Raw genomic sequence first — 23,666 nt, 5'->3', positions numbered from 1 at the left:
GCCTCAGACCGCGGACTCCGCGAACCTCGACAACGCCAGCAGGCGCGATGTGGCGCGCAAGTACTTCTTCCGGTAGCCACCGGCGAGCATCTCCTCGGTGAAGATCTCGTCGAGCTTGGCACCGGAGACTGTGACGGGGATGTTGGCGTCGTAGAGACGGTCCGCGAGCACCACCAGTCGCAGCGCCACCGACTGATCCGGTGCGGGATGTACGCCCTCGATGCAGACCAGGGATACGCCGTCGACAAGTGCTTTGTATTTGGACGGATGCAATTTGGCCAGGTGAGCGCACAGATCATCGAAGTCGTCGAGCGTGGCGCCGTCGGTCGAGGAGGCCAACGCGACCAGGTCGTCGTCCGACCTCGGCTCCGGGGCGGGCGGCAGGTCGCGATGACGGTAGTCGGGTCCGTCGACGCGAATGGTCTCGAAGATCGCAGCGAGCTTCTTGATCTCACGCAAGAAGTCCTGGGCGGCGAACCGGCCCTCACCGAGCTGTCCGGGCAACGTGTTCGACGTGGCCGCGATCGACACCCCCTTCGCGGTCAGTTCGGTCAGCAGCCGCGACACGATCATGGTGTCGCCCGGGTCGTCGAGTTCGAACTCGTCGATGCACAGCACGTTCTGCTCCGACAACCGCTCGACGGCATTCATGAAGCCCAACGCCCCGACGAGATGGGTGACCTCGACGAATGTCGCGAACGACTTCGGCGCGGGCATCGCGTGATAGATCGACGCGAGCAAGTGCGTCTTGCCCACCCCGAAACCGCCGTCGAGGTAGAGCCCGACCCCCTGTGCGGTCTGCTTGCGGGAGAAGAGTCCCTTCTTGCCGCCGCGCGCCTTCTTGGCACGTTCGACGAAGTCGCGGGCCTTGGTGACCGCCTCCGTCTGCGACGGTTCGTCGGGGTCCGGGATGTAGCTGTCGAAGCTCACCGAATCGAAGGTGGACGGCGGAACCATCTCCTCGATCAGCTGCTCGGGAGAGACCACCGGGTTCCGGTCGGACAGACGTGCCACCATTGGGGCAGGATAGCCACAGCCGACCACGAGGAATGATGCTCCACCAGCACAAAGCGACCCAGGTCACATCCGCCGACCCCGGCGATGCCGGGGATCTACTCGAGATCGCCGGTCTCTATCGCTACCCTGACGCACTCGAGAAGCCCTTTGTCCGGGCCAACATGATCGCCTCGATCGACGGAGCGACCGCGGTCAAAGGGACATCCGGCGGGCTCGGCGGTAGCGGTGATCGCGCGATCTTCCGGGTGCTGCGCGGTCTTGCCGACGTGGTGGTCGTCGGCGCGCGCACGGCCATCGCCGAGGGCTACCACCAGCCGGGGCCCGACGCGGTGTTCGCCGACGCCCGCCGGCGCGCAGGCCGGTCCGCGGCACCGATGCTGGCGCTGATCAGCAACTCCTTGTCGATCGACACCGACTATTCCCCACTCGCCGACCCCGCCACCGTCGTGTTCACCTGCACGAACGCGCCCGCCGCAGCCAGGCGGGCGCTGACCGAACACGGCGCCACCCTGCTCGATTGCGGGACCGGCCAGGTCCGATTCGACAGTGTGCTGGCACATCTCGCACGACTCGGCAGGACCCGTGTGCTCTGCGAGGGCGGCCCGAGCCTGCTCCGAACGGTCGTCGCCGAGGGGCTCCTCGACGAACTGTGCCTGACCACCAGCCCGACCCTCGCGGCCGGAGACGCCACCCGCATCCTCGCCGGGCCGGCGCTGAGCGAGCTCGCACGGATGCGCGCAGCGCACATTCTCTCCGACGACGAGGGATTCGTGTTCACCCGCTGGGCACGTGATCGCTGACCGGTTGGCTACGCTCGCCGTCATGGCCTTGGGGAGATATATCGTGCCGCGCGGTACTCGGTCGCCGGTGATCTCGGAACACACCACACCGTGGCGACGGCGACTGCTGGTGGCGAGCGTCGCCGCCGCCCTGGTCGGCGTGTCCGCGTGCGCGGTCGGACCGAACCCGGGACCACCCCTCGTGCCGGGTGGCGGCGGGGCAGGCCCGGCCCCCGCCTCATCCAGCGCGCCGGCCAAGGCACCGACGCTGCAGAAACCGGCGCATGACCTGGCGTGGGAAGCCTGCGGTCCGAAGATCGCCGGCGACTACCGAACGGCCGCCCCGTCCGGACTGAGAATCGACTGTGCCGATCTGCCCTCCGCGATCAACCCGGATCGGCCCCAATCCACGTTGTCGGTCGGGATGACCCGGATCAGCACCCCACAAACACCCGCCGACGCCGCGCCACTGGTGCTCACCTCCGGCACCGACATGCCATCCTCGCGGACCTTGCTGTTGCTCGCGTCGGGTTCGGGCCGCACCCTGCTCGACAAGCATCCGGTGGTGGCCGTCGATCGGCGCGGTATCCCCCAGAGCACCCCGGTGGATTGTCTGACGCGCGCCGACCGGCACACGTACGCCGACAACGGTCTGACGCGGGGCACCTCGCAGGATCGCCGCATCAGCGACCTGGCCGGGGCGGCCGGAGAAGCCGCCGACGGGTGCACCGAGACGCTCTCCCCCGACCAGCTCGCGTTCGGAATCCGCTCGGCCGCCTCCGATCTGGAAACCCTGCGCAAACGCTGGGCGGTCCCACAACTGGGCCTCATCGGTGTCGGCGAGGGCTCCGACGTCGCCATCGCCTACAGCGCTCTGTATGGCGGCCGCACGGGTCGCATCATCCTCGACACCCCTACTCCGTTCGGCGCCAACGCCCGTGACACCGCTGCGGCGCGGGCGACCGGCGTGCAGGCGGCACTGACCACCTTCAGCCAACGCTGCTCGGTCCTCGGCCCCGCTTGCGCGCTCGGCGCCAGCGGGGCATCGGTCATCGCCGATGTCCTCGCCAAGGGGCGTACCGGCCATCTCGGCCCGCTCTCCGACACCGAGGCGCTCGCGGCCATCACGACCGGCATCGCGCTGGCCCCGAATTCCCCAGAGGGCATCGGCGGCGTCGCCTCGGCGATCGCCGCCGCCGATCGTGGCGACACCGGAGGACTCGCCGACCTCGCCGGCCGGGCCGATGCATTGCGACTCACCGACGGGCAGATCGTCGCCGACTGCAACGATGTCACCGGACCGGTCAGCCAGAACGAGATCGCGAACCTGATCACGACCTGGTCCAAATCGAATCCACTGACCGGCGCCGACGCCGCGCTGTCGCTGATGCGGTGCAACGGATGGGCCGCCGGTGAGGCGGTCGCACCACCCAGCACCTTTCCGGTCGCACCACTGGTCCTGAGCAACCCGGGCGACCCGATCAACGGCGGCACCGGCGCCACCGGCCTCGACGCCTTGTTCACCCGCGCGCGGACCTCGCCGGTGAGCGTGAGCTGGAACGGTGTGGGCTACTCGGCGCTCGCCCGCAGCAGCTGCGTCGCCGATGTCGTCGCCGACTACGTCGCCTCCACTCCCTTGGCCGGTCCGTCGGAACGGGGCTGCCCGAGCTGACCCCTGGGGACGGCCAAACCGGCGGCCCGGGAGATCCCACGCGGCGGCCAGGGAAGGTCGAGCCGTTCCGGGCGCACGTAGTACGGTTCGCGGGTGGCCTTTCTCGACAGGTACCTCTACCCGCAGATGCCCGCACAGCGCATCATCCCGCTGGTGCTGTGGCCGATCACCGTGATGATGATCTTCCAGCGGTCGGTCCTTCTGGGCGTCAACGGTGACCGGACCGACGACTTCCGGCCGGTGTACAACGCGGCGCTGGCGTTCCTGAACCGGCAGCCGGTGTACGCGGAAAACCTCAACACGGTCGATCCGCACTACCTGTATCCCCCGTCGGGCACCCTGCTGATGTCGCCGCTGGCGGTGATCGACCCGGAGCGCGCCCGCTGGCTGTTCATCGCCCTCAGCGTCGTCGTGCTGATCGTATGTGCCTATCTGATCACCCGGCTGTTCGGTTTCGGCGCGCGGTCGTGGGTGCTGCCCACGGTGCTGTTCTTCTTCTTCAGCACCGAAACCGTGACCCACACACTCGTCTTCACCAACTTCAACGCCTTCGTGCTGCTCGGCCTTCTCGCGTTCCTGATCCTGATGCTGCGCAGGCAGGACTGGTGGGCGGGTGTCCTCATCGGGTTGACGTTCGCGGTCAAACCCGTCCTCGTACCGCTGCTGCTCCTGCCATTGCTGGTGGGACGCTGGCGGATCCTGGTGAGCGCCATCGCCGTTCCGGTGATCTTGAACATCGTGGCGTGGCCGGTGTCGGCGGACCCGAAATCCTTTGTCACCCGTACGATCCCCTACCTCGGTGAAGCCCGGGACTACTACAACAGCTCCATCGTCGGCAACGGCGCCTACTTCGGCGTCGCCGACTGGCTCATCATCGTCCTGCGGATCGCATTCTGCGTGATGGCGGTCTTCTCACTGTGGTTCCTCTACCGCTACTACCGCCACACCAACGAGTTGCTCTGGCTCACCACCTCTTCCGGCGTGCTGCTGTGCACCACGTTCCTGGTCGGTTCGCTCGGGCAGGGTTACTACTCGATGCTGCTGTTCCCGCTGGTGATGTCGGTGTTCATCCCGGGCTCGCCGATGCGTAACTGGCCGGCCTGGCTCGGCGTCTACGGCTGCTTCACCTTGGATGCCTTCAATTCCGTTCGCTGGCCGGACTTCGGTCGGCAACTGGAATACAACAAGGTCACCTGGGGCTGGTCGCTACTGATGATCGCGGTGTTCTGCGCCCTGCTGTTCCGGTACCTGGACATGCGGCGCGACGGCGTCGCCGGTAGCTGGCGCGACTGGTCGGCGCCCGCCGACCCGGTGACTGCCGCCCCGGCGCACACACCGTCCACGGAAGCCGGCGGCGTCGGGTCCCAGCCGGTCGGCGGATGAGATCTCGTCCGCTGCGATGACCGAGGCTGGCGAGTGCTGTGACGGGCTCGTACGGTGGAACCATGACCGATATCCCCGCCCAGCAGACGCCCGCCGAGTTGGCCGATCTCACCGACGAACAGTGGCGGGAACGTCTCACGCCCGCTGAATATCGTGTGCTGCGGCAGGCAGGTACCGAGGCCCCATTCGTCGGCGAGTACACCGACTCCACAACCACCGGTGTGTACCGCTGCCGGGCCTGTGGCGCCGAACTGTTCCGCAGTGACCAAAAGTTCGAATCACATTGCGGCTGGCCGTCGTTCTTCTCGCCTCTGGCCGGGGACACGATCATCGAGCGTGTCGACGACTCGCTCGGCATGAGCCGCACCGAGGTGCTCTGCGCCAACTGCGGCAGTCACCTCGGGCACGTGTTCGCCGGCGAGGGCTATGACACCCCGACCGACCTGCGCTACTGCATCAACTCGATCAGCCTGACACTCGAACCCGAAGAGTAGGCCGGCCGCCGCGTCAGGGCAGCGTGTCGACGAGCGCGGCGGGCTCGACCCGCGGCCCCGTGAAGAACGGCGTCTCCGTGCGCACGTGCATCCGCGCCTCGGTGGCGCGCAGGTCGCGCATCAGGTCGACGATCCGGTGCAGCTCGGGCGCCTCGAACGCCAGCAGCCACTCGTAGTCGCCGAGCGCGAACGAGGCGACGGTGTTGGCGCGCACGTCCTTGTATTCGCGCGCTTCCTTGCCGTGGTCGGCGAGCATCTTGCGGCGCTCCTCGTCGGGCAGCAGATACCACTCGTAGGACCGCACGAACGGGTAGACGCAGATGTAGTTACCTGGCTCCTCGCCGGCGAGGAAGGCCGGGATGTGACTCTTGTTGAACTCAGCAGGCCGATGCACCGCGACGTTGCTCCACACCGGGGTGCTGGCGCGGCCCAGGGCGGTCTCGCGACGGAACCGGTTATAGGCGGCCTGCACGTCCTCGATCTTCTCGGCATGCCACCAGATCATGTAGTCGGCGTCGGCACGCATCCCCGACACCTCGTAGACGCCGCGCACGATGACGTCGGTGTCCTCCAGCGACTTGAAGAAGTCGGTGATGTCGGACTTCACCGAGTCGCGGTCGTCGCCGAGTTCACCCGGCCGGACGGCGAACACCGAGAACATCAGATAGCGGATTGTGGAGTTCAGTTCGGCATAGTCCAAGCGGCTCATGAATCCATGGTGCCACTCCGGACCGCTGTCGGCCGCACCCAGGTCTTTGGACCCAAGCGCCCAGTAACTGCTCAGCCGAGACCGGCGAGCAGCCGGTCGGCAGCTCGCCCCGCCTGACCGATACAGGCGGGGACGCCGACACCTGCGTAGGACGACCCGGCGAGAGCCAGGCGCGCCGGAACCGCGTCGAGCACTTCCCGCATCCGCGTCAGGTGGCCGGGTGCGTAACGGGGCAGTCCTCCCGTCCAGCGTTGCAGCCGGGTGCCGAGAACGTGTGCCGAGACCGGAGCCAGCCCGGCCGCGGCACAGATCCGGTCCAGATCGGCCAGCGCCCACGAGCGCACCCTCGAGTCGATGTCGGGAACGGTTGCCGCATCGGGCACCGGATCGCCATATCGCCCGAAGGAGGCGCGTACCGACACCGGGGCGTCGCCGGAGCCGATATGCGCCCACTTCTGCGAGGACAACGTGAAAGCCTTGGGGCGCAATTCTTCTCCCGTGGCCACCAGCACCCCGGAGTGTTGGGGCAACGGTGTCGCGGGGGCCAGTGCGATGGACAGCACCACCGACGAGGCGGGTTCGACCGACGCCAGCGGTGCGGAGACGTCCGGAAATGCTTGTGCGAGAAGCTGTGCGGTGACCCACGCGGGTACGGCAAGGATGACCCCGTCGTAGCCGGCGTCGGCGGCAGGCACGCCTTCGGTCCGCACCGACCAGCGATCGGCGACCGGGGTCACCGCAGCGACCGTGGCGCCGGTCCGGACGGTGGGGTGGGCCGCGGCGGCGAGGGCCTCGATGAGGATCCGGTATCCGCCGATCAGTGCGCCGAACACGGGACCCGAGGCGCCGCCGCGCCCGAGGAGGTCGTCGACCGCTCTCGACAGACTCGGCGACCCGTCGTCCAGTCGCGCCGCCAGGGCCGGGATCGCCTCGCGCACACCGATGTCGGCGGCCAGTGACGAATACACACCACCGAGCATCGGGTCGACGCTGCGCGCGACGACCGACGGCCCGAAGCGGCCGGCGACGAGTTCACCGACACTCATGTCGGTTCCCGGCCGCCAGGCGAACGGGCGCTGCGGCTCGGAGCCGATGCGGGCGAGATCATCGGCGTCGGCGAGTCCGGCCACCGCATCGGCGGACGCCGGGATACCCATCAGTGCGGGGCTCGGCATGGGATGCAGATCGCCGCGTGCCCAGATCGCGGGACGACGCGGCGTCGGCGAGACGATGCGGTCGGCGAGGCCGAGTTCGGTCACCAGGTCGACCGCCTCCGGGCGCCGCACGATGAACGCCTCGGCGCCCACGTCGACGGGCTGACCGGCGACGTCGACGGTCCGCAGAACTCCCCCGAGCCTCGACGCCGTCTCGTACAGGTCGATCGTGACCTCGGGGCCCAGTGCGCGGCGCAGACGATAGGCGGCGACGAGACCGGAGATCCCGCCGCCGACGATCGCGATCCGGGTGGGCGTCACAACGAATGGATGAGTTCGACGGCCCTGGTCAGTGCATCGGGATCGGTGTCGGGCAGCACACCGTGTCCCAGGTTGACGATGTGGCCGATAGCCCCGGCCGCGAGCGCGCGCTGACCGTCGGCGAGGAGAGATCGGATCTCGCGTTCGAGCACCGTCGGGCCGGCGAACAAGACGGTCGGATCGAGATTGCCCTGCACGGCCTTTGGCCCGGAGATGCGGCGCACCGCCTCCTCGAGCGGCACCCGCCAGTCGACCCCGATGACATCGGCCGGGGCGGCCATGTCGGCGAGCAACTCGCCGGTGCCGACGCCGAAATGGATTCGTGGGACACCATATCCGGCGATCTCGGCGAAAACACGGCCGATGTGCGGTGCGACGTAGGTCCGATAGTCGGCCACCGACAACGCGCCCGCCCACGAGTCGAAGACCTGCACCGCGTCGACTCCGGCGTCGAGCTGGACCTGCAGGAAGGTGATGGTGATGTCGGCCAGGCGCGCCATCAGCACGTGCCACGTGTCGGGATCCCCGCGCATGAGTGCCTTGGTCTGGACGTAGTTGCGGCTGGGGCCGCCCTCGATGAGGTAGGAAGCCAACGTGAACGGTGCCCCGGCGAAGCCGATCAGCGCGGTGGTGTCGTCGAGCTGGTCGAGGATCTGTGCGACCGCCCGGCTCACCGCGCCGACCGCGGCCGGGTCGAGCCGCGGCAGCGCATCGACGTCACCGGCGGTACGGACGGGCGATTCGATGACCGGCCCGGTGCCCGCGACGATGTCGAGCCCGATACCCGCCGCCTTGAGCGGCACCACGATGTCGGAGAACAGGATCGCGGCGTCGACGTCGTGGCGCCGGACCGGCTGCAAGGTGATCTCGCAGACGAGGTCGGCGTCGAAACATGATTCGAGCATTCCGTGGTCGGCGCGCAGCGCGCGGTACTCCGGTAGCGACCGACCGGCCTGCCGCATGAACCAGACCGGTCGCCGGCTCGGCGACTCGCCCCGGGCGGCGGCGACGAGCGGCATACGGGTGTGGCTTCGGCGGGTGCGTGGTAGGTGCGACATCACCGCTCACTCTGCCATGAGCTGTTCGGGCGAGGATCGGCATGGTCGGGCGGTCGGTCACCCGTCACCGCGGCGTCACCCATCACCGTCCGCCGCGGCGTCACCGTCCGCCGCGGCGTCACCGTCGCCCCGGCGCGCCTCCGACGCCCGGCGTGTTCCGCGTCATACCGTCGGTGACGTGACCTCCTCCGGAGCTCCGACGGAGCCTGCTGACTTCCGCACCGCGGTCGAGTCGCTGCATTCCGCACGTATCCGGCACGAGATCGAGGTCGGGCCGATCCGCCCCCCACAGCGTCTCGCGCCGTACAGCTATGCGGTGGGCGCCGAGGTGCGGTTGCCCGACTCACCCGATGACCTCGATGCCGACTCGCAGGGCAGCGCATTCGGTCGGCTGATCCTGCTTTACGATCCCGACGGCCAGGATGCCTGGAACGGGACGATGCGCCTGGTCGCCTACATCCAGGCCGAGGTCGAGGCCGCCCTCGCGATGGATCCATTACTGCCCGAGGTCGCGTGGAGTTGGCTGAGCGACGCCCTGGGCGTGCCGGTGGGTCAGACCACCTCCGACGGCAGCGTTCGGGGTAGTTCAGGTGCGGCAGTCGAGGTGACCGCTCTGGGCGGCACCGTCACCTCGACCACGTCGGTGCGCTACGGAGACATCGCGGGGCCACCGCGAGCGCACCAGCTCGAACTCCGCGCATCGTGGACCGCCGCGGCCTCCGACGGACTGGGCGGACACCTCGAGGGATTCTGTGAGGTCTTGGCGTCGGCCGCGGGCCTTCCGCCGGTGGGCGTCACCGAACTCGGGTCGGCGTGAGCGCCCCCGACACACCAGCAAACCCGGAAGATCCCACGGACTCCCGGCCGGTCACCCCGCTACTGAGTCCCCGTGACGGTATCCCGCCGGTGCTCACCTCAGCAGACGAATTCGCCGATGCGGCAACCCGACTGGCGCAGGGCACCGGTCCGGTCGCCCTCGACACCGAGCGGGCATCGGGCTACCGCTACTCTCAGCGCGCCTATCTCATCCAGATCCGGCGCACCGGGGCGGGGTCCTTCCTCATCGACCCGACCGAAGAACCCGAGGCACTGCAGCCGGTCATCGACGTGCTCACCGAACCCGAATGGATACTTCACGCCGCCGACCAGGACCTGCCCTGCCTGCGTGACCTCGGATTCGAGGCGAACGAATTATTCGATACCGAACTGGCCGGCCGCCTACTCGGCCTACCGAGGGTGAACCTCGCGGCGGAGGTCGAGGAGTTCCTCGGCCTCGGGCTGCAGAAGGGCCATGGTGCCGCCGACTGGTCGAAGCGACCGTTGCCGCAGGATTGGCTCAACTATGCCGCGCTCGATGTCGAGGTGCTCGTCGAGTTGCGCGACACGATGGCCGACGCACTCACCGAAGCGGGCAAACGAGAATGGGCCACCGAGGAATTCGCCTACGTGCTCGGCCGCCCTCCCGCACTGCCCCGCACCGACCGGTGGCGACGGACGGCCAACATTCACACCATCAAGACCACCCGGGGTCTTGCCGCAGTACGCGAACTGTGGTCGGCGCGTGAGGAGATCGCGCAGCGACGCGATGTGGCGCCCGGTCGGATACTGCCCGATTCGGCGATCATCACCGCGGCGGCCGCCATGCCGGCCGGCGTTGCCGAACTGACGCGATTGCCGGTGTTCGGAGGTCCGCGCCAGCGCCGTCAGGCGGGTACGTGGCTGTCTGCCCTGGCGCGCGCACGAGACCTCCCCGACGACGAACTCCCACCCCGCAAGGTGTCGGTCACCGGCCCCCCGGCCGTAAGCCGTTGGGAGCAGCGAAATCCCGAGGCCGCCGCCCGCATCGGCGAGGTGCGGCCGGTGATCGCGCAGATCGCCGAGGAACAGACGTTGCCCACCGAGAACCTGCTCGCTCCCGAACTGGTCCGGCAACTGTGCTGGGAAGGTCTGGCCGCACCGATCACCGTCGAGTCGGTTGATGCGCGCCTCGCGGCCGGCGACGCCCGGGCCTGGCAACGCGCGCTGACCGCCGAGCCGATCGCCATGGCGCTGACCGCGGCCGCGGCGCCGGCCGACGGTTCCTGACACTCACCCGGCGTCGGGCCCGTCGGCCTCGCGTACCGACCGGTCGGCGTGGGGAGAGCCGAGGTCGGCACCGAAATCGGGCCGGTCCAGATCCGGGGTGACGTGCATCCCGGAGACGGTGGCGGTGATCGACCGGGCCAGATCCTGTGCCGTCAGGCCCAGTTCGGCGAGGATCTCGCCGCGGGACGCATGCGCGATGAATTCCTGTGGGATGCCGCGATTCTGGACCGGCACATCCACCTCCGCCAGCCGCAACGCCGCCGAGACCGCCGACCCGACGCCACCGTGTACGCCGCTGTCCTCGAGCGTCACCACCAGCTGATGGCGTGTCGCCAGCTCGGTGATCGACGCCGGTATCGGCAGCACCCAACGCGGATCCACCACGGTGGTCTCGATTCCCTGACTGCGCAGCCGCTCGGCGGTGTCGAGGGCCAGCGCGCAGAACGCCCCGACGGCGACGATCAGTACGTCGCCCCCGATCGATGCGGCGGGTGGCGTACCGCGACGCAGGACCTCGACGCCGTCGTCGAGGCGTTCGACGGCCCGGATATCCTCGGGCACAGCCCCTTTCGAGAATCGGACGGCGGTGGGACCGTCGCCGACGGCGAGAGCCTCGTCCAATTCCTCACGTAGCCGCACCGCGTCGCGGGGGGCGGCGACCCGCATTCCGGGCACTATCGCGAGCAACGACAGGTCCCACATCCCGTGGTGGCTGGGTCCGTCGGGGCCGGTGATCCCGGATCGATCGAGCACCAGTGTCACCGGCAGCTCGAGCAGCGCCACATCCATCAGCAATTGATCGAAGGCCCGGTTGAGAAAGGTCGAATAGATGGCCACGACGGGGTGCAGACCGCCGAGCGCCAGCCCGGCCGCGCTGGTCATCGCATGTTGTTCGGCGATGCCGACGTCGAACATGCGGTCGGGAAATCGCTCTCCGAAGGGTGTCAATCCGGTCGGCCCCGGCATTGCCGCGGTGATCGCGACGACGTCGTCACGCGCGGCCCCGGCCTCGACCAGTGCGGCGGAGAACACCGACGTCCAATCCCGTGGCGAGATCGATTTGGCGCGGCCCGTGACCGGGTCGATGACCCCGGTGGAATGCATCTGGTCGGCGACGTGGTTCTCCGCGTGCGCGTAGCCCATGCCCTTATGGGTGACGGTGTGCACGATGACCGGACCGCCGTACGAACGTGCCTGTCGCAACGCCGATTCCAGCGCTTCGACGTCGTGCCCGTCGACGGGCCCGACGTATTTGAGTCCGAGGTCGGTGAACATCACCTGCGGTGCCAGCAGGTCCTTCAGACCGCTCTTCATACCGTGCAATATCGCGTAGGCGGGACCACCGACGATCGGCAACTTCTTGACCGCCCGACGGCCCTCGTCGAGCAGCCGCTCATACCCCGGCTGCAGCCGCAATCCCGAAAGGTGGCGGGCCAGTCCGCCGATGGTCGGCGCGTAGGAGCGTCCGTTGTCGTTGACGACGATCACCACCCGGCGGTCGGCGGCGGCGATGTTGTTGATCGCCTCCCAGCACATCCCACCGGTGAGTGCGCCGTCACCGACCACGGCCACCACGGTGCGATCTCCTTGGCCTTTGAGAGCGAAGGATTTGGCGAGCCCGTCGGCGTAGGACAGTGCCGCCGAGGCGTGGGAGGACTCGACCCAGTCGTGCGGGCTCTCGGAACGTTCCTGATAGCCGGTCAGTCCGCCACGCTGGCGCAGCGTGTCGAACGCGTCGCGGCGTCCGGTCACGATCTTGTGGACGTAGGACTGGTGGCCGGTGTCGAAGATCACCGGATCGATGGGCGAATCGAAGACACGATGCAGCGCGAGCGTCAGCTCGACGACGCCGAGGTTCGGTCCGAGGTGACCGCCGACGGCCGACACCTTCTCGACCAGGAATTCGCGGATCTCCGCCGCCAGCGACGCGACCTCCGCCGCGGATAGCTCCCGCAGGTCGGCCGGTGAATTGGTGCGCTCGAGAAAGCCCATCCCATCCTCCATCAGTCATCAGCACGCCGGGTGTGGGCGTGCGCCCACCACACCGGAAGGCATGCGCGGGACCGTTCGTGTCAGTCTACGGTCGGCGCGCGCCGACGCCGGCTCGTGGCACCAGCGCGTCAGCGTGAGATCGACCGCACGAGGACCGCGATCGCCTCGATGTGGTGGGTGAGCGGAAAGGCGTCGAACCCACGAATTGCGCGTGTCCGGTAACCCCGATCAGCGAAAGTCCTCAGATCGCGAGCGAAGCGTGCGACGTCGCATCCGACGTACACGACCACCTGGGGCGCCGCGGCCACGATCTGGTCGATCACCCGGGCACCGGCGCCGGTCCGGGGCGGGTCGAGGACGACGACCTGCGGAGCGGGTAGCCCGCCGATCTGTTGGGCGACCTCGCCGTGGTGGACGGTGATCGGGCCGTCGGCGCCGAAGGTCTGCTGCGCGGCGTGCAGGGCACCCGCGTCGGAATCGACGATGTGTACCTCGCGCGCACCGACCTGGTCGGTGAGGACAGCGGCGAACACCCCGGCGCCGCCGTAGAGATCCCAGCACGTCGCGACGTCCGTACCGGCGGCCGCGGCGCTTCGGGCGGCGGCGGTGTGGTCGGCGACGAACTCGCCGACGGTCTGGGCGTAGACGCGCGGCGCCGCACGGTGGCCCTGCCAGAAGCCCGTCACCGGTATGTCCCACACCCGCTCGCCCACCCGATGCCGGGCCATCGGCTCGCCCTCGATGACGCGTTGTGCACGTGGTTGTTCGCGTCGGCGTCGTCGTTGCTGCGCCGACCGTCGACGGTCGCGGGCCGCGGCCGCCGGTCGGGTTGCGGCGGGGGCGATCTCGGTGAGGTGCCGTCGCCCGGCGTCATCGAGGACGATCGCGAGTTCGGCGTCGGGGGTGAATGTGCCGTCGAGCGCCGCGAGGTCGCTGAGCAGCGGGTCGGGCTGAGCGCACCGGTGCCCCACGACGATGCCCGCGCCGCCGTGCTCGTGCAGACCGGCGCGCCCCTGTCCGTCGACTGCCATCCGGGTGCGGATACGCCACCGGGACTCGGCGTCGTCGAGCGAGCCGACCTCGGGCGATCCGCCGTCGAGGGCAGCCAGTGCCGCAGGAGTGAATCCGCCGATCCGGGTCAGGACATCGACGAGTACCTGCGACTTGAGGGTTCGGGCGTGAGCAATATCGATGAAGTCGAGATCGCAGCAACCCGCGCCGTGCGCGGCCGCGGCACAGCGCGGTGGGCGGCGGTGCGCCGACGCGTCGAGCACCTCGTCGACCGCGGCGACCAGAAATCCGGACTTCTTCTCGACGACCGTGGCGGTCACGGTCTCACCGGGGATGGCGCCGCGGACGAAGACCACCCGCCCGTCGTCGGCGTGTGCGACGGCGGCACCGCCGTTGGCCGGGCGTTCGACGGTGAGCGTCAACCGATCACGCACCGCGCTCATGCATCAGGCCCGTCGCCGCCGCCTAGCGCACGGCGGGTGTCGCCGGGTGCGTGATAGGCGAGGTCGGTCTTGCGGCGATCAGAGGAATTGAGCTGCCACGGAACCGATGTCACCATCACGCCGGGCTCGAAGAGCAGCCGGGTCTTCAGGCGCAGCGCCGACTGGTTGTGCAGGATCTGCTCCCACCAGTGCCCCACCACGTATTCGGGGATGAACACGGTGATGACGTCGCGCGGTGACTCGCGGCGCACCCGGCGCACGTAGTCGATGATCGGACGGGTGATCTCGCGATAGGGCGAGGCGATCACCTTGAGCGGCACGCGCAGGTCGCTGTCTTCCCATTCGGAGACCAGCCGTCGGGTGTCGCGGTCATCGACGTTGACCGTGATCGCCTCCAGGGCGTCGGGCCGGGTGGCACGCGCGAACAGCAGGGCCCGTTTGGTGGCCATGTGCAGCGTCGAGACCAGCACGATGGAGTGCGTGCGGCTGGGCAGCACGGCCTCGTCGTCGTCGGATGCGCGCTCGAGTTCACGTTGCACAGTTGCGTAGTGGTGGTGGATCGCCTTCATCAGGACGAACAGGAACACCATCGCCAGGATCGCGATCCAGGCGCCGGCGGTGAACTTGGTGATGAGTACGACGATGAGGACGATCGCTGTCATCAGCAGACCGACCGTGTTGATGACCCGTGACTGCATCATGCGCCGACGAGCCTTGGGATCGGTCTCGTTGCGTAACAACCGGGTCCAGTGTCGGACCATGCCGGTCTGGCTCAGCGTGAACGAGACGAACACGCCCACGATGTAGAGCTGGATGAGCGCGGTCACCGCGCCGCCGAACGCGACCACGAAGGCGATCGCCGCGACCGCGAGGAACACGATCCCGTTGCTGAACGCGAGTCGGTCACCGCGGGTGTGCAATTGCCGCGGCAGGTATCGATCCTGGGCGAGCACCGAGCCGAGGACCGGAAAGCCGTTGAACGCGGTGTTGGCTGCCAGCATCAAGATCAGCGCGGTGACGGTGGCCACGAAGTAGAAGCCCGCCGGGAAAGTGTTGAAGACGGCATGCGCGAGCTGGGCGATCATGGCCTTCTGCTGATATCCCGGGGGCGCCCCGATGAGATCCTGCGACGGATTCATCACGTATTTGGCACCGATCCGCTCGGCCAGGAACACGATGCCGAGCAGCAGCACGATCGCGATCGACCCGAGCAGCAGCAGTGTGCTGGCCGCGTTGCGCGACTTGGGTTTCCGGAACGCCGGTACACCGTTGCTGATCGCCTCGACCCCGGTCAGTGCCGCGCAACCCGAGGAGAATGCGCGCGCGATCAGAAAGACCAGCGCGATCCCCATGAGCTGGCTGTGTTCGGCCCTGATCTGGAAGTCGGCAGTTTCGGATTGCACGTGTCGGCCGAGCACATAGATCTCGACGAATCCCCAGATGAGCATGCCGAGCACACCGACGATGAACGCGTAGGTCGGGATGGCCAGCACCATTCCCGATTCCTTGAGACCCCGCAGGTTCACCGCGGCCAGCACCACGATCGCGACGACACAGAACCACACGCGATGTTCGGAGACGAAGGGTATCGCCGACCCGATGTTCTCGGCGGCCGACGAGATCGATACCGCCACGGTCAGCACGTAGTCGACGAGCAGGGCACTTCCGACGGTCAGGCCCGCGGTCGGCCCCAGGTTGACCGTGGCCACCTCATAGTCACCACCGCCGGAGGGATATGCGTGCACATTCTGGCGATAGCTGGCCACGACCACCGCCATGACGATCGCCACCGCGATCGCCACCCAGGGTGTGTAGGCCAATGCCGAGAGCCCGGCGACCGAGAGCACCAGGAAGATCTCCTGCGGCGCGTAGGCGACCGACGACATCGCATCGGAGGCGAAGACGGGCAGCGCGATTCGTTTGGGCAACAAGGTGTGACCGAGGCTGTCACTACGAAAGGGACGCCCCAGAAGCAGGCGTTTCGTCGCAACGGACGCCTTTGACACGGTGGACACCACGCAACACTAAGACCTCGTCCAGACGAAGGCCACCAGGACCCGCGTCACGACGTGGGCGCGGAGGGTAGGTTCATCTCAGCGTGAACCGAGACCGGTCGACGCAGGCCGGACACGAGCGGCGGATCACGCCGATACGGAAGGATCGATTTTCTTGCGGGTAGTCATCATGGGCTGCGGACGCGTCGGCTCGTCGCTGGCCCGGGCGATGCAGAAGCGCGGCCACGAGGTCGCCGTCATCGATCGCAATCCGACGGCCTTCACTCGGCTCGGCGACGACTTCACCGGGCGCCGCATCCTCGGCGTGGGCTTCGACAGGGACGTCCTGGTCAAGGCCGGCATCGAGGAGGCCGACGCCTTCGCTGCGGTCTCCTCGGGCGACAACTCCAACATCATCGCCGCGCGGGTGGCCCGCGAAACCTTCGATGTGGAACGTGTGGTCGCGCGCATCTACGACGCCAAACGCGCCGCGGTCTACGAGCGTCTGGGTATCCCGACGGTGGCGACCGTCCCCTGGACCACCGAACGATTCGTCTCCGCACTCGGTGAGATCTCCACCACCGAGTGGCGCGACCCGTCGGGGACGGTGGCGATCGCGCAACTCGAGATCGACGAGTCGTGGATCGGCACCACGGTGGTGAAGTTCCAGGAATTGACCGGCGCGCGGGTGTCGTTCATCAATCGTCTCGGCAATCCTGTTCTACCCGAAGCAAAGACGGTGCTGCAGCAGGACGACGTGGTCTTCGTCGCGGCCCTGCTCGAGCGCCTCGCCGAGATCCGTTCGATCGCAGCGTCGCCGATCGACGCCGACTGAGGAGTGCACACATGAAAGTGGCCATCGCCGGCGCCGGCGCGGTCGGCCGGTCCATCGCGCGCGAGTTGCTGGTCAACGCGCACGAGGTGACCTTGTTCGAGCGCAACGCCGACCACATCGATCCCGACGCGGTAGCCGGCGCGCAGTGGTTGCTCGCCGACGCCTGCGAGCTGACGACCCTGGAGTCGGCAGGGCTACAGGGCTTCGATGTGATGATCGCGGCCACCGGCGACGACAAGGCCAACCTGGTGGTCAGCCTGCTCGCCAAGACCGAGTTCGCAGTGAACCGGGTGGTCGCGCGCGTCAACGATCCCCGAAACGAATGGCTCTTCGGCGAGGACTGGGGTGTCGACGTCGCCGTGTCCACCCCGCGGCTGCTCGCCTCCCTCGTCGAGGAAGCGGTCTCGGTGGGAGATCTCGTGCGGCTCATGACGTTCCGGCAAGGGCAGGCCAATCTTGTCGAATTGACGCTGCCGCCGGACACCCCGCTGGCCGGACGGCCGGTTCACAAGCTGAGCCTCCCGCGCGACGCCGCTCTGGTGGCGATCCTGCGCGGGGGCCGGGTGATAGTGCCCGAGCGGGACGATCCGCTCGAAGGCGGCGACGAACTCGTGTTCATCGCTCCCACCGAAGCCGAGCCGGCGCTCCATGACGCCATGCGGGTCCCCCACTGATATGGCGCGCGCCGAGCCCACCGGCTCGGCTGCGGCGCCCGCCCATCACAGCCCGGCGGCCGTCACGAAGTCAGTCCTCGGCTCCATACAGTTCGTAATAGGGGTTGTAGATCACCTTGAACCCGTCGTGTTCGGCGAGACGGCCGCGCACGGTGAGTTTGCGTCCGGGTTCGATCCCCGGAATGCGGTTACGTCCCAACCATTTCAGGACGACGGTATCGCTTCCGTCGAAGAACTCGGCCTTGACGCCGCTGCGTGCGGCTCGTGAACAGGTCTCGACTGCACGCAGTTCACCGTGCATGGTGACCTCGTCACCGCGGCAACACTCGACGGCGCGCTGGGCGCCGGTCGCTTCGGATTCGGCAGCGATCTGTTGCGCATCCGCATTGCCGAGATCTTCGGTCAACCGTTTCGTCAGCCGCTTGAGATAACCGGCCGTCGGCATCACAACCTCCATGGGACACATCGTGGGTTCCGCTCGGTGTTCGACATTCGGGGGCACGAGCCGCTGGGCTGATCTCGCACACCTTGTCGGTTCCGACGCGGCACTTCGGCTCAGCGTAGACCCATGTCCTCAGCGGGTACAACGCACGGCATGATCTGTACATGCCCGCGAATGACACGACCCGTGTGACCGGCGCCGACGTGCTCATCGCCCTGCCCGGAACGGGCTCGGATGCGGACTTCGTACGGCGGGCATTCGGACCTGCCGCGCGTGGTCTCGGCGCCGATCTGATCGCGCTCGAGCCGACCGATGATCTGATCGGCGGTCATCGTCGTGGACTGGCCGAGTACGCGCGGGCGGAGCGAATCCTGGTCGGTGGCTTCTCGATCGGCGCCGCCCTGGCCCTCGAGTGGGCGCTCGGCCCGGCCGGACGGCAGCGGTGCGTCGGCGTGTGGGCCGCGATGCCTGCCTGGAGCGGCGATCCGGCCACTGCGGTCGCGGCCGGGAGTGCGCTGGCCACCGCCCGGGCACTGCGCACCGACGGCCTGGAGACCACGATCTCGGCGATGGCCGCCACGAGCCCTGAGTGGCTGGGGCGCGAGTTGTCCCGCTCGTGGCGGTCCTTGCACCCCGGTCTGGTCCGCCAGCTCGAGCAAGCGGCGACCTACCGGGCGCCCGATGTCACGGCGATCCGCGGATTGGTGGCGCCGCTGGCGGTGGTCGGCGCGGGCGACGATCCGCTCCATCCGTGGGCAGTCGCGCGCTCGTGGTGCGACGCCGCACCACACGCGCGCGCCGAGCAGGTGGGCGTGGATCGCTGGGGCGCAGACCCCGCGGTACTGGGCTGGACGTGCGCGGCCATCTGGAGCGCTCTGGTCTACGACGAATAGTCTTGCCGCCCAGTGGTTTGTGCACCCGCCCGCCGTTATGGTGCCGGGCGCGACCCAGTCAGCGTTTGCCGCCGCGCCGGCGGAACCGCTGCATCGCCGAGCCCGACGAGGGCGGGACGGGGTCGTCGTCGACGTCGTTTTCTGTGACAGCACTCTCTGCCCCACCGCTCTCCTCGACGCCCCCGCCGGTGGGCGCGGAGTCCGCGATGACGGTCGCTCGCTGGATCTGATCGAGGGCGCCGCCCGCGGGAGGCGCAGCCGCCGGGACCGGGGAGTCGGCGTCGGCGACCGCGGTCGTCGGAGGTGCGAACCCCTCCTCATCGGGGAACATCTGTTGCTGCGCGGCCGCGACCTGCTCGGCGAGTACGGGCGGCAGCACGATCGGCAACATCTCGCGCGGCGGCGCCGGATCCTTGCCCCGACGCACCACCGACTCGGCGAGCACCGCACGCGCGAGTTGGGCCAGCGGGTCGGCGGACTCCGCCGGACCGCTGGCCACGCACCGCACCATCCAGCGCGGACCGTCCACCCCGATGAAACGATGAACTCCCTCGGACACCTCCGCGAGAACCTCGCGTCCCCAATGCCCGTCCTCGACGCTGGTCGTCGCGCCCTCATCACGCAGCGATGCCGCGAGTTCACGGACCACCTCGCGCCACAGGCCGGGCGACTTCGGGGCAGCGAAGGCGGTCACGGAGATCCGCCCGTGCGGGGTCACGAGATAGACCGCCTCGGGCTGGTGATCCGGCGACATCTCGACGGTGACCTGTCCGCCCTCGACCACCGGTACCAGCACCGAACCAAGATCCAGATGTGAATTCGCGAGCTCCTCGGCGGAGGTGTCGAGGAGCTCGATGTCGTAGGGCCCGCGCGCCTGCCCGACCCGCAGCTCGTCGTCGTCAGCCATCAGTTCACGTCTCCCATCGTCGGATCACCGTCGGTCCGATCACCGTCATTTGTGCAGGGTAGTCCAGCCATCGGCGGAGTTCTCAGAGGATCGCGTGACCGCCACTCGACCCGTAACCCCCACCGCCACGACTGGTGTCGTCGAGCTCGTCGACCTCGACGAACGCGGGGAGTTCGACGCGCTGGACAACCAATTGCGCGATGCGGTCGCCGCGTGTGATGTGGATGGGTTCGGAAGGATCGAGGTTGATCAGGCACACCTTGATCTCGCCGCGATAGCCGGCGTCGATGGTGCCGGGGGTGTTGACGATGGACAGACCCGCGCGGGCGGCCAACCCCGAACGCGGATGCACCAGACCCACGGTGCCGACCGGTAGGGCGATCGCGATCCCGGTGCCCACCAGTTGTCGGCGCCCCGGCGCGAGTTCCAGGTCGGTCGTCGAGCACAGATCCACACCCGCATCATCGGGGTGGGCGCGGGCGGGTAGCGCGATGTCGGGGTCGAGACGGCGGATCCGCACCGCCGGGACGGATCCGGCCGGAACAGGCGCGGTCACAGGGGGGAATTCTGATGCCACGGTGGAAGACTACGCTGGCGGGTGTGAGTGACCCGGAACCCCACGAGGAGTCCACCAGCAAGGCCCCCGACCCGGCGCGTGCGGTCCGTACCGAGTCGAGCGGACCGGCCGCCGGCGACCGTTACACCGAGCGTTTGTCGGTGCCCTGGTGGTGGTGGCTGGCTGCTGTCGTTGTGATCGGCGTCGTGGGTCATGAGATCGAACTGTCCGCACACCATTCGGTCTGGGGTTACCTCGGATATCTGGGTGCGGCGGTGGTGTGCGCCATGGTGCTGGTCTCGATGGGCCACACACGCATTCGTGTGAGCGCCGACGGCCAGCTATACGCGGGCAAAGCGCGTCTGCCACCCTCGGTGATCGCGCGTGGGGCGACCGTCCCCGCATCGGCGAAGAGCGCCGCGCTGGGTCGCCAACTCGATCCCGCGGCGTTTCTCATCCACCACGCATGGGTGAAGACGATGGTGCTACTCGTGCTCGACGATCCCGATGACCCGACGCCGTATTGGCTGGTCTCGACGCGTCGTCCGGGAGAGTTGTTGGACGCGTTGGGCATTGCCGACGCGGCAGCCGCAAGCGCGTAACGCCGGAGCCGACGCGGCCCAGCCCGCCCCCAGCCTGTGATCCGCCCGGCAGGCAGATCAGGCGGGGCGGCTCAGGCGCAGTCCACGCAGATCATGTCGGACCCGTTCTCACGGGCCAGCCGACTGCGGTGATAGACGAGAAAGCAACTGGTACAGGTGAATTCGTCGGCCTGTTTGGGAATGACCCGCACCGACAGTTCCTCACCCGAGAGGTCTGCACCGGGCAGTTCGAATGACTCGGCGGTATCGCCTTCGTCAACGTCGACCGCAGCCGACTGCGCCTCGCTGCGCCGGGCCTTCAGCTCTTCGAGCGAGTCCTCGTTCAGGTCCTCGGACTCCGTGCGCCGTGGGGCGTCGTAATCAGTAGCCATTGTGTGCCTTACCTGGTTGAAGGGGCGCGACCGCCGGTCGTCGGCTTGTGACCGTTGACCACCGGGGCGCCAAGCCGCCGGGATTGTCTTGCCGGCGTCACTACAACGTCATGACCGGTGCGATTCGTTACCAAACGGCCACCGGACATATGTGATGTTGATCACAATCTATTGCCAACCCTCCGCCGGACTCGGGAGTGGTGGGCGCCCGAACTCTAGTCTATGGCGATCACAGAGTCAACAGTCGGCTCGCACTGGTTCCGTGTGACACCGCAACCCACGCGTCGACGGCGCCGCCTGCGGTCGATCACCCCGGGCACCCTCTACAGTTGGGCCAGAATTGGCAGTCGGGCCCGGATTCCGCCGGGCGAAGGAGCGCAGTCCACGGTGGTCTCGCAGATTACGACCGGTTATCCGACCGACCGCAAGGGTCGGCCCTACAAGCGGCGCAGAACGCGCCCGATCGCCATCGTGCTCGCGGTACTGGCGGTCCTCGGCATCGTCGTGTGGTCGGTGGCGCTGGCGGGCTCGGAGGCCGACGCCACCCCCACCGATTGCAACACGCCGGGCCCGGCGAGCGCGTCGGCGTCGGTCACGACACCGCAGCAGCCCGCCGCGCCGGCGAGTCCGGCCACCACTCCGACGCGCGCGGTGGCCGATCGTGACGGGATGCTGTCGGTGGCCCCGGCTCCGTTGTCGACGTTCCAGGTCCGCGTTCTCAACGCCTCCACCCAGCGCGGCGAGGCGCAGTTGGTGTCCAACGACCTCACCGCGCAGGGCTTCACCCCGGCCGGGGACTCCGCATACGGCGACGACCCCGTCTATCCCGGACATGACCTGAACTGTGTCGCCCAGATCCGCTTCGGGCCGGCAGGCAAGTCGGCCGCTGCCGCGGTGTGGCTGGCCATACCCTGTGCTCAGCTCGTCAACGATGGTCGCCGCGGCACCGACGTCGACGTGGCACTCGGCCAGTACTACAAGCCACAAGAGCAGTCGCAGGATGCACAGGCTGCGCTCGAGGCGTTGCGCTCGGCGGATCCGAAGAATCCGCGGAGCGGCGTCGATCCAGGTCTGGTCAAGGCAGTCCACTCGCAGCACTGCTGAGCGACCGGGCGAGACGGCGCCGGCCGGCCGCGATCACCACGACGGCCTCAGCCGTCGGCTCCCGGTAGCGCCCGGCGCGCACCGAGATCCTCGAGTAGTGCGATGAACTCGTCGGCGACGCCGGGCGCGACCGCGATGGTCGCATGACCGTCGGCAGACCTCGAATCCGGCGGCGGCAACTCGACCACCGCGCCCGCCTCTGCCGCGATCAGCCCGCCCGCCGCCCAGTCCCACGGACTCAGACCGTGCTCGATGTGCGCATCGACTGCGCCACTGGCCACCATGCACAGATCCAGTGCTGCCGCCCCGATCCGGCGCACGTCCCGAATCCGCGGCAGCAAGGCCGCCACGATCGTCCCCTGCGCTTCCCGCCGCGCCGAGTCATAGCCGAACCCCGTCGCCACCAGCGCGAGCTCGACACGATCGAGGTCGTTGCACCGCAACCGCACGACGTCACCGTCGGCGTGCATGAACGCGCCGCCGCCGACGGTCGCGCGGTAGGTCACCCGGCGCGCCACATCGACGACCGCACCGGCCACCGAACGTCCGCCGATCTGGGCGGCCACCGATACCGCAAAGGCCGGGACGCCGTACATGAAGTTGACCGTTCCGTCGATCGGATCGACCACCCACCGCACACCACTCGGGACGCTGACACTGCCTCCGGACTCCTCACCGAGGATCTCGTCGTCCGGCCGTGCCGCGCGCAGTCGAGTACGGATCAACTCCTCGGACTCGGTGTCGGCCAACGTGACCGGGTCGGTCGGCGTCGACTTGGTCGACACCGCCTCGACGCCACCCGGCGCGATGCCCGGGCCCGGGCCACCGAAGAGTTCCCGCCGACGGCGACGGACGTGGTCTGCTGCCGCCTCGGCGATCTCGACGGCGAGCGCACCCAGCGCCGTCACGTCCTCGGTTGCCGTGTCCTCGGTTGCCGTGTCCTCGTACGGTGCCTCGCCCGCTCGTCGCTCCACCCATCCATGTCAGCACATCCGGCGGCCGAACCGGACAGTCGGGCAATCGGTGAGACCGGTCTCACCCGACTCCGTCGCGCGCATACACCGTGGCGTCCGGCGGAGGGACTTCGCCCGACATCGGTGCGGCGCCGTGCGCGCCTGGATAGCCTGGAGGCGCCATGTGGCCCAGTGTCACCGCTCACCGTGTCGAGAG

Annotated in this window: 23 protein-coding genes; 11 read left to right on the top strand and 12 right to left on the bottom strand. The window is 68.5% G+C overall.

Annotation, left to right across the window (positions count from 1 at the left end):
- Positions 1-3: 3 nt before the first annotated feature.
- Positions 4-1,017, bottom strand: coding sequence for a cell division protein ZapE (gene zapE, locus ACLQ3C_RS03615; protein WP_425703492.1), 1,014 nt, complete (start codon positions 1,015-1,017; stop codon positions 4-6).
- 35 nt (positions 1,018-1,052) lie between these two features.
- Here zapE and ACLQ3C_RS03610 point away from each other — a divergent pair, with 35 nt between their 5' ends.
- The 4 genes from ACLQ3C_RS03610 to msrB all read left to right on the top strand — a co-directional run bounded on the left by ACLQ3C_RS03610 (position 1,053) and on the right by msrB (position 5,345).
- Positions 1,053-1,817, top strand: a complete 765-nt coding sequence (locus tag ACLQ3C_RS03610; RefSeq protein WP_425703490.1) for a dihydrofolate reductase family protein — start codon at positions 1,053-1,055, stop codon at positions 1,815-1,817.
- A 22-nt stretch (positions 1,818-1,839) separates the two neighbouring features.
- Positions 1,840-3,468, top strand: coding sequence for an alpha/beta hydrolase (locus tag ACLQ3C_RS03605; RefSeq protein ID WP_425703488.1), 1,629 nt, complete (start codon positions 1,840-1,842; stop codon positions 3,466-3,468).
- A gap of 93 nt (positions 3,469-3,561) precedes the next feature.
- A complete protein-coding gene (locus ACLQ3C_RS03600) occupies positions 3,562-4,851 on the top strand; it encodes a glycosyltransferase family 87 protein (protein WP_425703486.1) in 1,290 nt (429 codons plus the stop codon).
- A 62-nt stretch (positions 4,852-4,913) separates the two neighbouring features.
- Positions 4,914-5,345, top strand: coding sequence for a peptide-methionine (R)-S-oxide reductase MsrB (gene msrB / locus ACLQ3C_RS03595; RefSeq protein ID WP_425703484.1), 432 nt, complete (start codon positions 4,914-4,916; stop codon positions 5,343-5,345).
- A gap of 13 nt (positions 5,346-5,358) precedes the next feature.
- On the opposite strand, the gene hemQ is transcribed toward msrB, so the two are convergent.
- From hemQ to hemE, 3 genes are all read right to left on the bottom strand, one after another.
- Complete coding sequence (gene hemQ, locus ACLQ3C_RS03590; protein ID WP_425703482.1) at positions 5,359-6,054, bottom strand: hydrogen peroxide-dependent heme synthase; 696 nt, start codon at positions 6,052-6,054, stop codon at positions 5,359-5,361.
- A 71-nt stretch (positions 6,055-6,125) separates the two neighbouring features.
- A complete protein-coding gene (hemG, locus tag ACLQ3C_RS03585) occupies positions 6,126-7,529 on the bottom strand; it encodes a protoporphyrinogen oxidase (RefSeq protein WP_425703480.1) in 1,404 nt (467 codons plus the stop codon).
- Positions 7,526-8,587, bottom strand: a complete 1,062-nt coding sequence (gene hemE, locus ACLQ3C_RS03580) for a uroporphyrinogen decarboxylase (protein ID WP_425703478.1) — start codon at positions 8,585-8,587, stop codon at positions 7,526-7,528. Before hemE ends, hemG begins: the two co-directional genes overlap by 4 nt.
- A gap of 178 nt (positions 8,588-8,765) precedes the next feature.
- Between hemE and ACLQ3C_RS03575 the strand changes: the two genes are divergently transcribed.
- Together ACLQ3C_RS03575 and ACLQ3C_RS03570 are read left to right on the top strand one after the other, a co-directional pair.
- Positions 8,766-9,404: a DUF3000 domain-containing protein gene (locus ACLQ3C_RS03575; protein WP_425703476.1), complete on the top strand. Its 639-nt coding sequence runs from the start codon at positions 8,766-8,768 to the stop codon at positions 9,402-9,404.
- On the top strand, positions 9,401-10,672 hold the full coding sequence (locus ACLQ3C_RS03570) for an HRDC domain-containing protein (protein ID WP_425703474.1): 1,272 nt from the start codon (positions 9,401-9,403) through the stop codon (positions 10,670-10,672). The genes ACLQ3C_RS03575 and ACLQ3C_RS03570 overlap by 4 nt, the downstream gene beginning before the upstream one ends.
- A gap of 3 nt (positions 10,673-10,675) precedes the next feature.
- On the opposite strand, the gene dxs is transcribed toward ACLQ3C_RS03570, so the two are convergent.
- The 3 genes from dxs to ACLQ3C_RS03555 form a co-directional block, all read right to left on the bottom strand.
- On the bottom strand, positions 10,676-12,664 hold the full coding sequence (gene dxs / locus ACLQ3C_RS03565; RefSeq protein ID WP_425703472.1) for a 1-deoxy-D-xylulose-5-phosphate synthase: 1,989 nt from the start codon (positions 12,662-12,664) through the stop codon (positions 10,676-10,678).
- Positions 12,665-12,792: 128 nt separating this feature from the next.
- Positions 12,793-14,118 carry a class I SAM-dependent RNA methyltransferase gene (locus tag ACLQ3C_RS03560; RefSeq protein ID WP_425703470.1) on the bottom strand — a complete coding sequence of 442 codons (1,326 nt, stop codon included), beginning with the start codon at positions 14,116-14,118 and terminating at the stop codon, positions 12,793-12,795.
- On the bottom strand, positions 14,115-16,133 hold the full coding sequence (locus ACLQ3C_RS03555; RefSeq protein WP_425703468.1) for an APC family permease: 2,019 nt from the start codon (positions 16,131-16,133) through the stop codon (positions 14,115-14,117). The genes ACLQ3C_RS03560 and ACLQ3C_RS03555 overlap by 4 nt, the downstream gene beginning before the upstream one ends.
- 154 nt (positions 16,134-16,287) lie before the next feature.
- Between ACLQ3C_RS03555 and ACLQ3C_RS03550 the strand changes: the two genes are divergently transcribed.
- Positions 16,288-16,947: a potassium channel family protein gene (locus ACLQ3C_RS03550; protein WP_425703466.1), complete on the top strand. Its 660-nt coding sequence runs from the start codon at positions 16,288-16,290 to the stop codon at positions 16,945-16,947.
- 11 nt (positions 16,948-16,958) lie between these two features.
- Positions 16,959-17,621 carry a potassium channel family protein gene (locus ACLQ3C_RS03545; protein WP_425703464.1) on the top strand — a complete coding sequence of 221 codons (663 nt, stop codon included), beginning with the start codon at positions 16,959-16,961 and terminating at the stop codon, positions 17,619-17,621.
- A gap of 70 nt (positions 17,622-17,691) precedes the next feature.
- Here the strand turns inward: ACLQ3C_RS03545 and ACLQ3C_RS03540 are convergent, their stop codons facing one another.
- A complete protein-coding gene (locus tag ACLQ3C_RS03540) occupies positions 17,692-18,066 on the bottom strand; it encodes an OB-fold nucleic acid binding domain-containing protein (RefSeq protein ID WP_425703551.1) in 375 nt (124 codons plus the stop codon).
- 161 nt (positions 18,067-18,227) lie between these two features.
- On the opposite strand from ACLQ3C_RS03540, the gene ACLQ3C_RS03535 reads away from it, so the two are divergent.
- Positions 18,228-18,956, top strand: a complete 729-nt coding sequence (locus ACLQ3C_RS03535; protein ID WP_425703462.1) for an alpha/beta hydrolase — start codon at positions 18,228-18,230, stop codon at positions 18,954-18,956.
- Between the two features lie 58 nt (positions 18,957-19,014).
- On the opposite strand, the gene ACLQ3C_RS03530 is transcribed toward ACLQ3C_RS03535, so the two are convergent.
- Together ACLQ3C_RS03530 and dut are read right to left on the bottom strand one after the other, a co-directional pair.
- The gene (locus ACLQ3C_RS03530; protein ID WP_425703460.1) at positions 19,015-19,863 is read right to left on the bottom strand and encodes a DUF3710 domain-containing protein; all 849 of its coding nucleotides are present in this window, start codon (positions 19,861-19,863) and stop codon (positions 19,015-19,017) included.
- Between the two features lie 82 nt (positions 19,864-19,945).
- Complete coding sequence (gene dut, locus ACLQ3C_RS03525; protein ID WP_425703458.1) at positions 19,946-20,419, bottom strand: dUTP diphosphatase; 474 nt, start codon at positions 20,417-20,419, stop codon at positions 19,946-19,948.
- Between the two features lie 44 nt (positions 20,420-20,463).
- Between dut and ACLQ3C_RS03520 the strand changes: the two genes are divergently transcribed.
- Positions 20,464-21,021 carry a DUF3093 domain-containing protein gene (locus tag ACLQ3C_RS03520; RefSeq protein ID WP_425703456.1) on the top strand — a complete coding sequence of 186 codons (558 nt, stop codon included), beginning with the start codon at positions 20,464-20,466 and terminating at the stop codon, positions 21,019-21,021.
- 71 nt (positions 21,022-21,092) lie between these two features.
- Here ACLQ3C_RS03520 and ACLQ3C_RS03515 read toward each other — a convergent pair whose 3' ends face one another.
- The gene (locus tag ACLQ3C_RS03515; protein WP_425703454.1) at positions 21,093-21,392 is read right to left on the bottom strand and encodes a DUF4193 domain-containing protein; all 300 of its coding nucleotides are present in this window, start codon (positions 21,390-21,392) and stop codon (positions 21,093-21,095) included.
- Positions 21,393-21,779: 387 nt separating this feature from the next.
- Here ACLQ3C_RS03515 and cei point away from each other — a divergent pair, with 387 nt between their 5' ends.
- Positions 21,780-22,496, top strand: a complete 717-nt coding sequence (gene cei / locus ACLQ3C_RS03510) for an envelope integrity protein Cei (RefSeq protein WP_425703452.1) — start codon at positions 21,780-21,782, stop codon at positions 22,494-22,496.
- 47 nt (positions 22,497-22,543) lie between these two features.
- Here the strand turns inward: cei and ACLQ3C_RS03505 are convergent, their stop codons facing one another.
- Positions 22,544-23,404 (bottom strand): inositol monophosphatase family protein, encoded by an 861-nt coding sequence (locus ACLQ3C_RS03505; protein ID WP_425703549.1) that lies wholly within the window; start codon positions 23,402-23,404, stop codon positions 22,544-22,546.
- Positions 23,405-23,666 lie beyond the last annotated feature (262 nt).

This window comes from Gordonia sp. DT30 (assembly GCF_049844915.1).
In the GTDB taxonomy this organism is placed as follows: Bacteria; Actinomycetota; Actinomycetes; order Mycobacteriales; family Mycobacteriaceae; genus Gordonia.
The sequence above is the reverse complement of the archived record's forward strand: the minus strand, read 5'-3'. Positions and strand labels throughout refer to the sequence as shown.

Excerpts from the sequence above, each read along its gene's own strand:
- ACLQ3C_RS03610 (WP_425703490.1), top strand. The coding sequence starts at position 1,053 with ATGCTCCACCAGCACAAAGCGACCCAGGTCACATCCGCCGACCCCGGC.
- ACLQ3C_RS03560 (WP_425703470.1), bottom strand. The coding sequence starts at position 14,118 with ATGAGCGCGGTGCGTGATCGGTTGACGCTCACCGTCGAACGCCCGGCC.
- ACLQ3C_RS03535 (WP_425703462.1), top strand. The coding sequence starts at position 18,228 with ATGCCCGCGAATGACACGACCCGTGTGACCGGCGCCGACGTGCTCATC.
- ACLQ3C_RS03530 (WP_425703460.1), bottom strand. The coding sequence starts at position 19,863 with ATGGCTGACGACGACGAGCTGCGGGTCGGGCAGGCGCGCGGGCCCTAC.
- ACLQ3C_RS03605 (WP_425703488.1), top strand. The coding sequence starts at position 1,840 with ATGGCCTTGGGGAGATATATCGTGCCGCGCGGTACTCGGTCGCCGGTG.
- msrB (WP_425703484.1), top strand. The coding sequence starts at position 4,914 with ATGACCGATATCCCCGCCCAGCAGACGCCCGCCGAGTTGGCCGATCTC.
- ACLQ3C_RS03545 (WP_425703464.1), top strand. The coding sequence starts at position 16,959 with ATGAAAGTGGCCATCGCCGGCGCCGGCGCGGTCGGCCGGTCCATCGCG.
- hemQ (WP_425703482.1), bottom strand. The coding sequence starts at position 6,054 with ATGAGCCGCTTGGACTATGCCGAACTGAACTCCACAATCCGCTATCTG.
- hemE (WP_425703478.1), bottom strand. The coding sequence starts at position 8,587 with ATGTCGCACCTACCACGCACCCGCCGAAGCCACACCCGTATGCCGCTC.
- ACLQ3C_RS03540 (WP_425703551.1), bottom strand. The coding sequence starts at position 18,066 with ATGCCGACGGCCGGTTATCTCAAGCGGCTGACGAAACGGTTGACCGAA.
- ACLQ3C_RS03515 (WP_425703454.1), bottom strand. The coding sequence starts at position 21,392 with ATGGCTACTGATTACGACGCCCCACGGCGCACGGAGTCCGAGGACCTG.
- dxs (WP_425703472.1), bottom strand. The coding sequence starts at position 12,664 with ATGGGCTTTCTCGAGCGCACCAATTCACCGGCCGACCTGCGGGAGCTA.
- zapE (WP_425703492.1), bottom strand. The coding sequence starts at position 1,017 with ATGGTGGCACGTCTGTCCGACCGGAACCCGGTGGTCTCTCCCGAGCAG.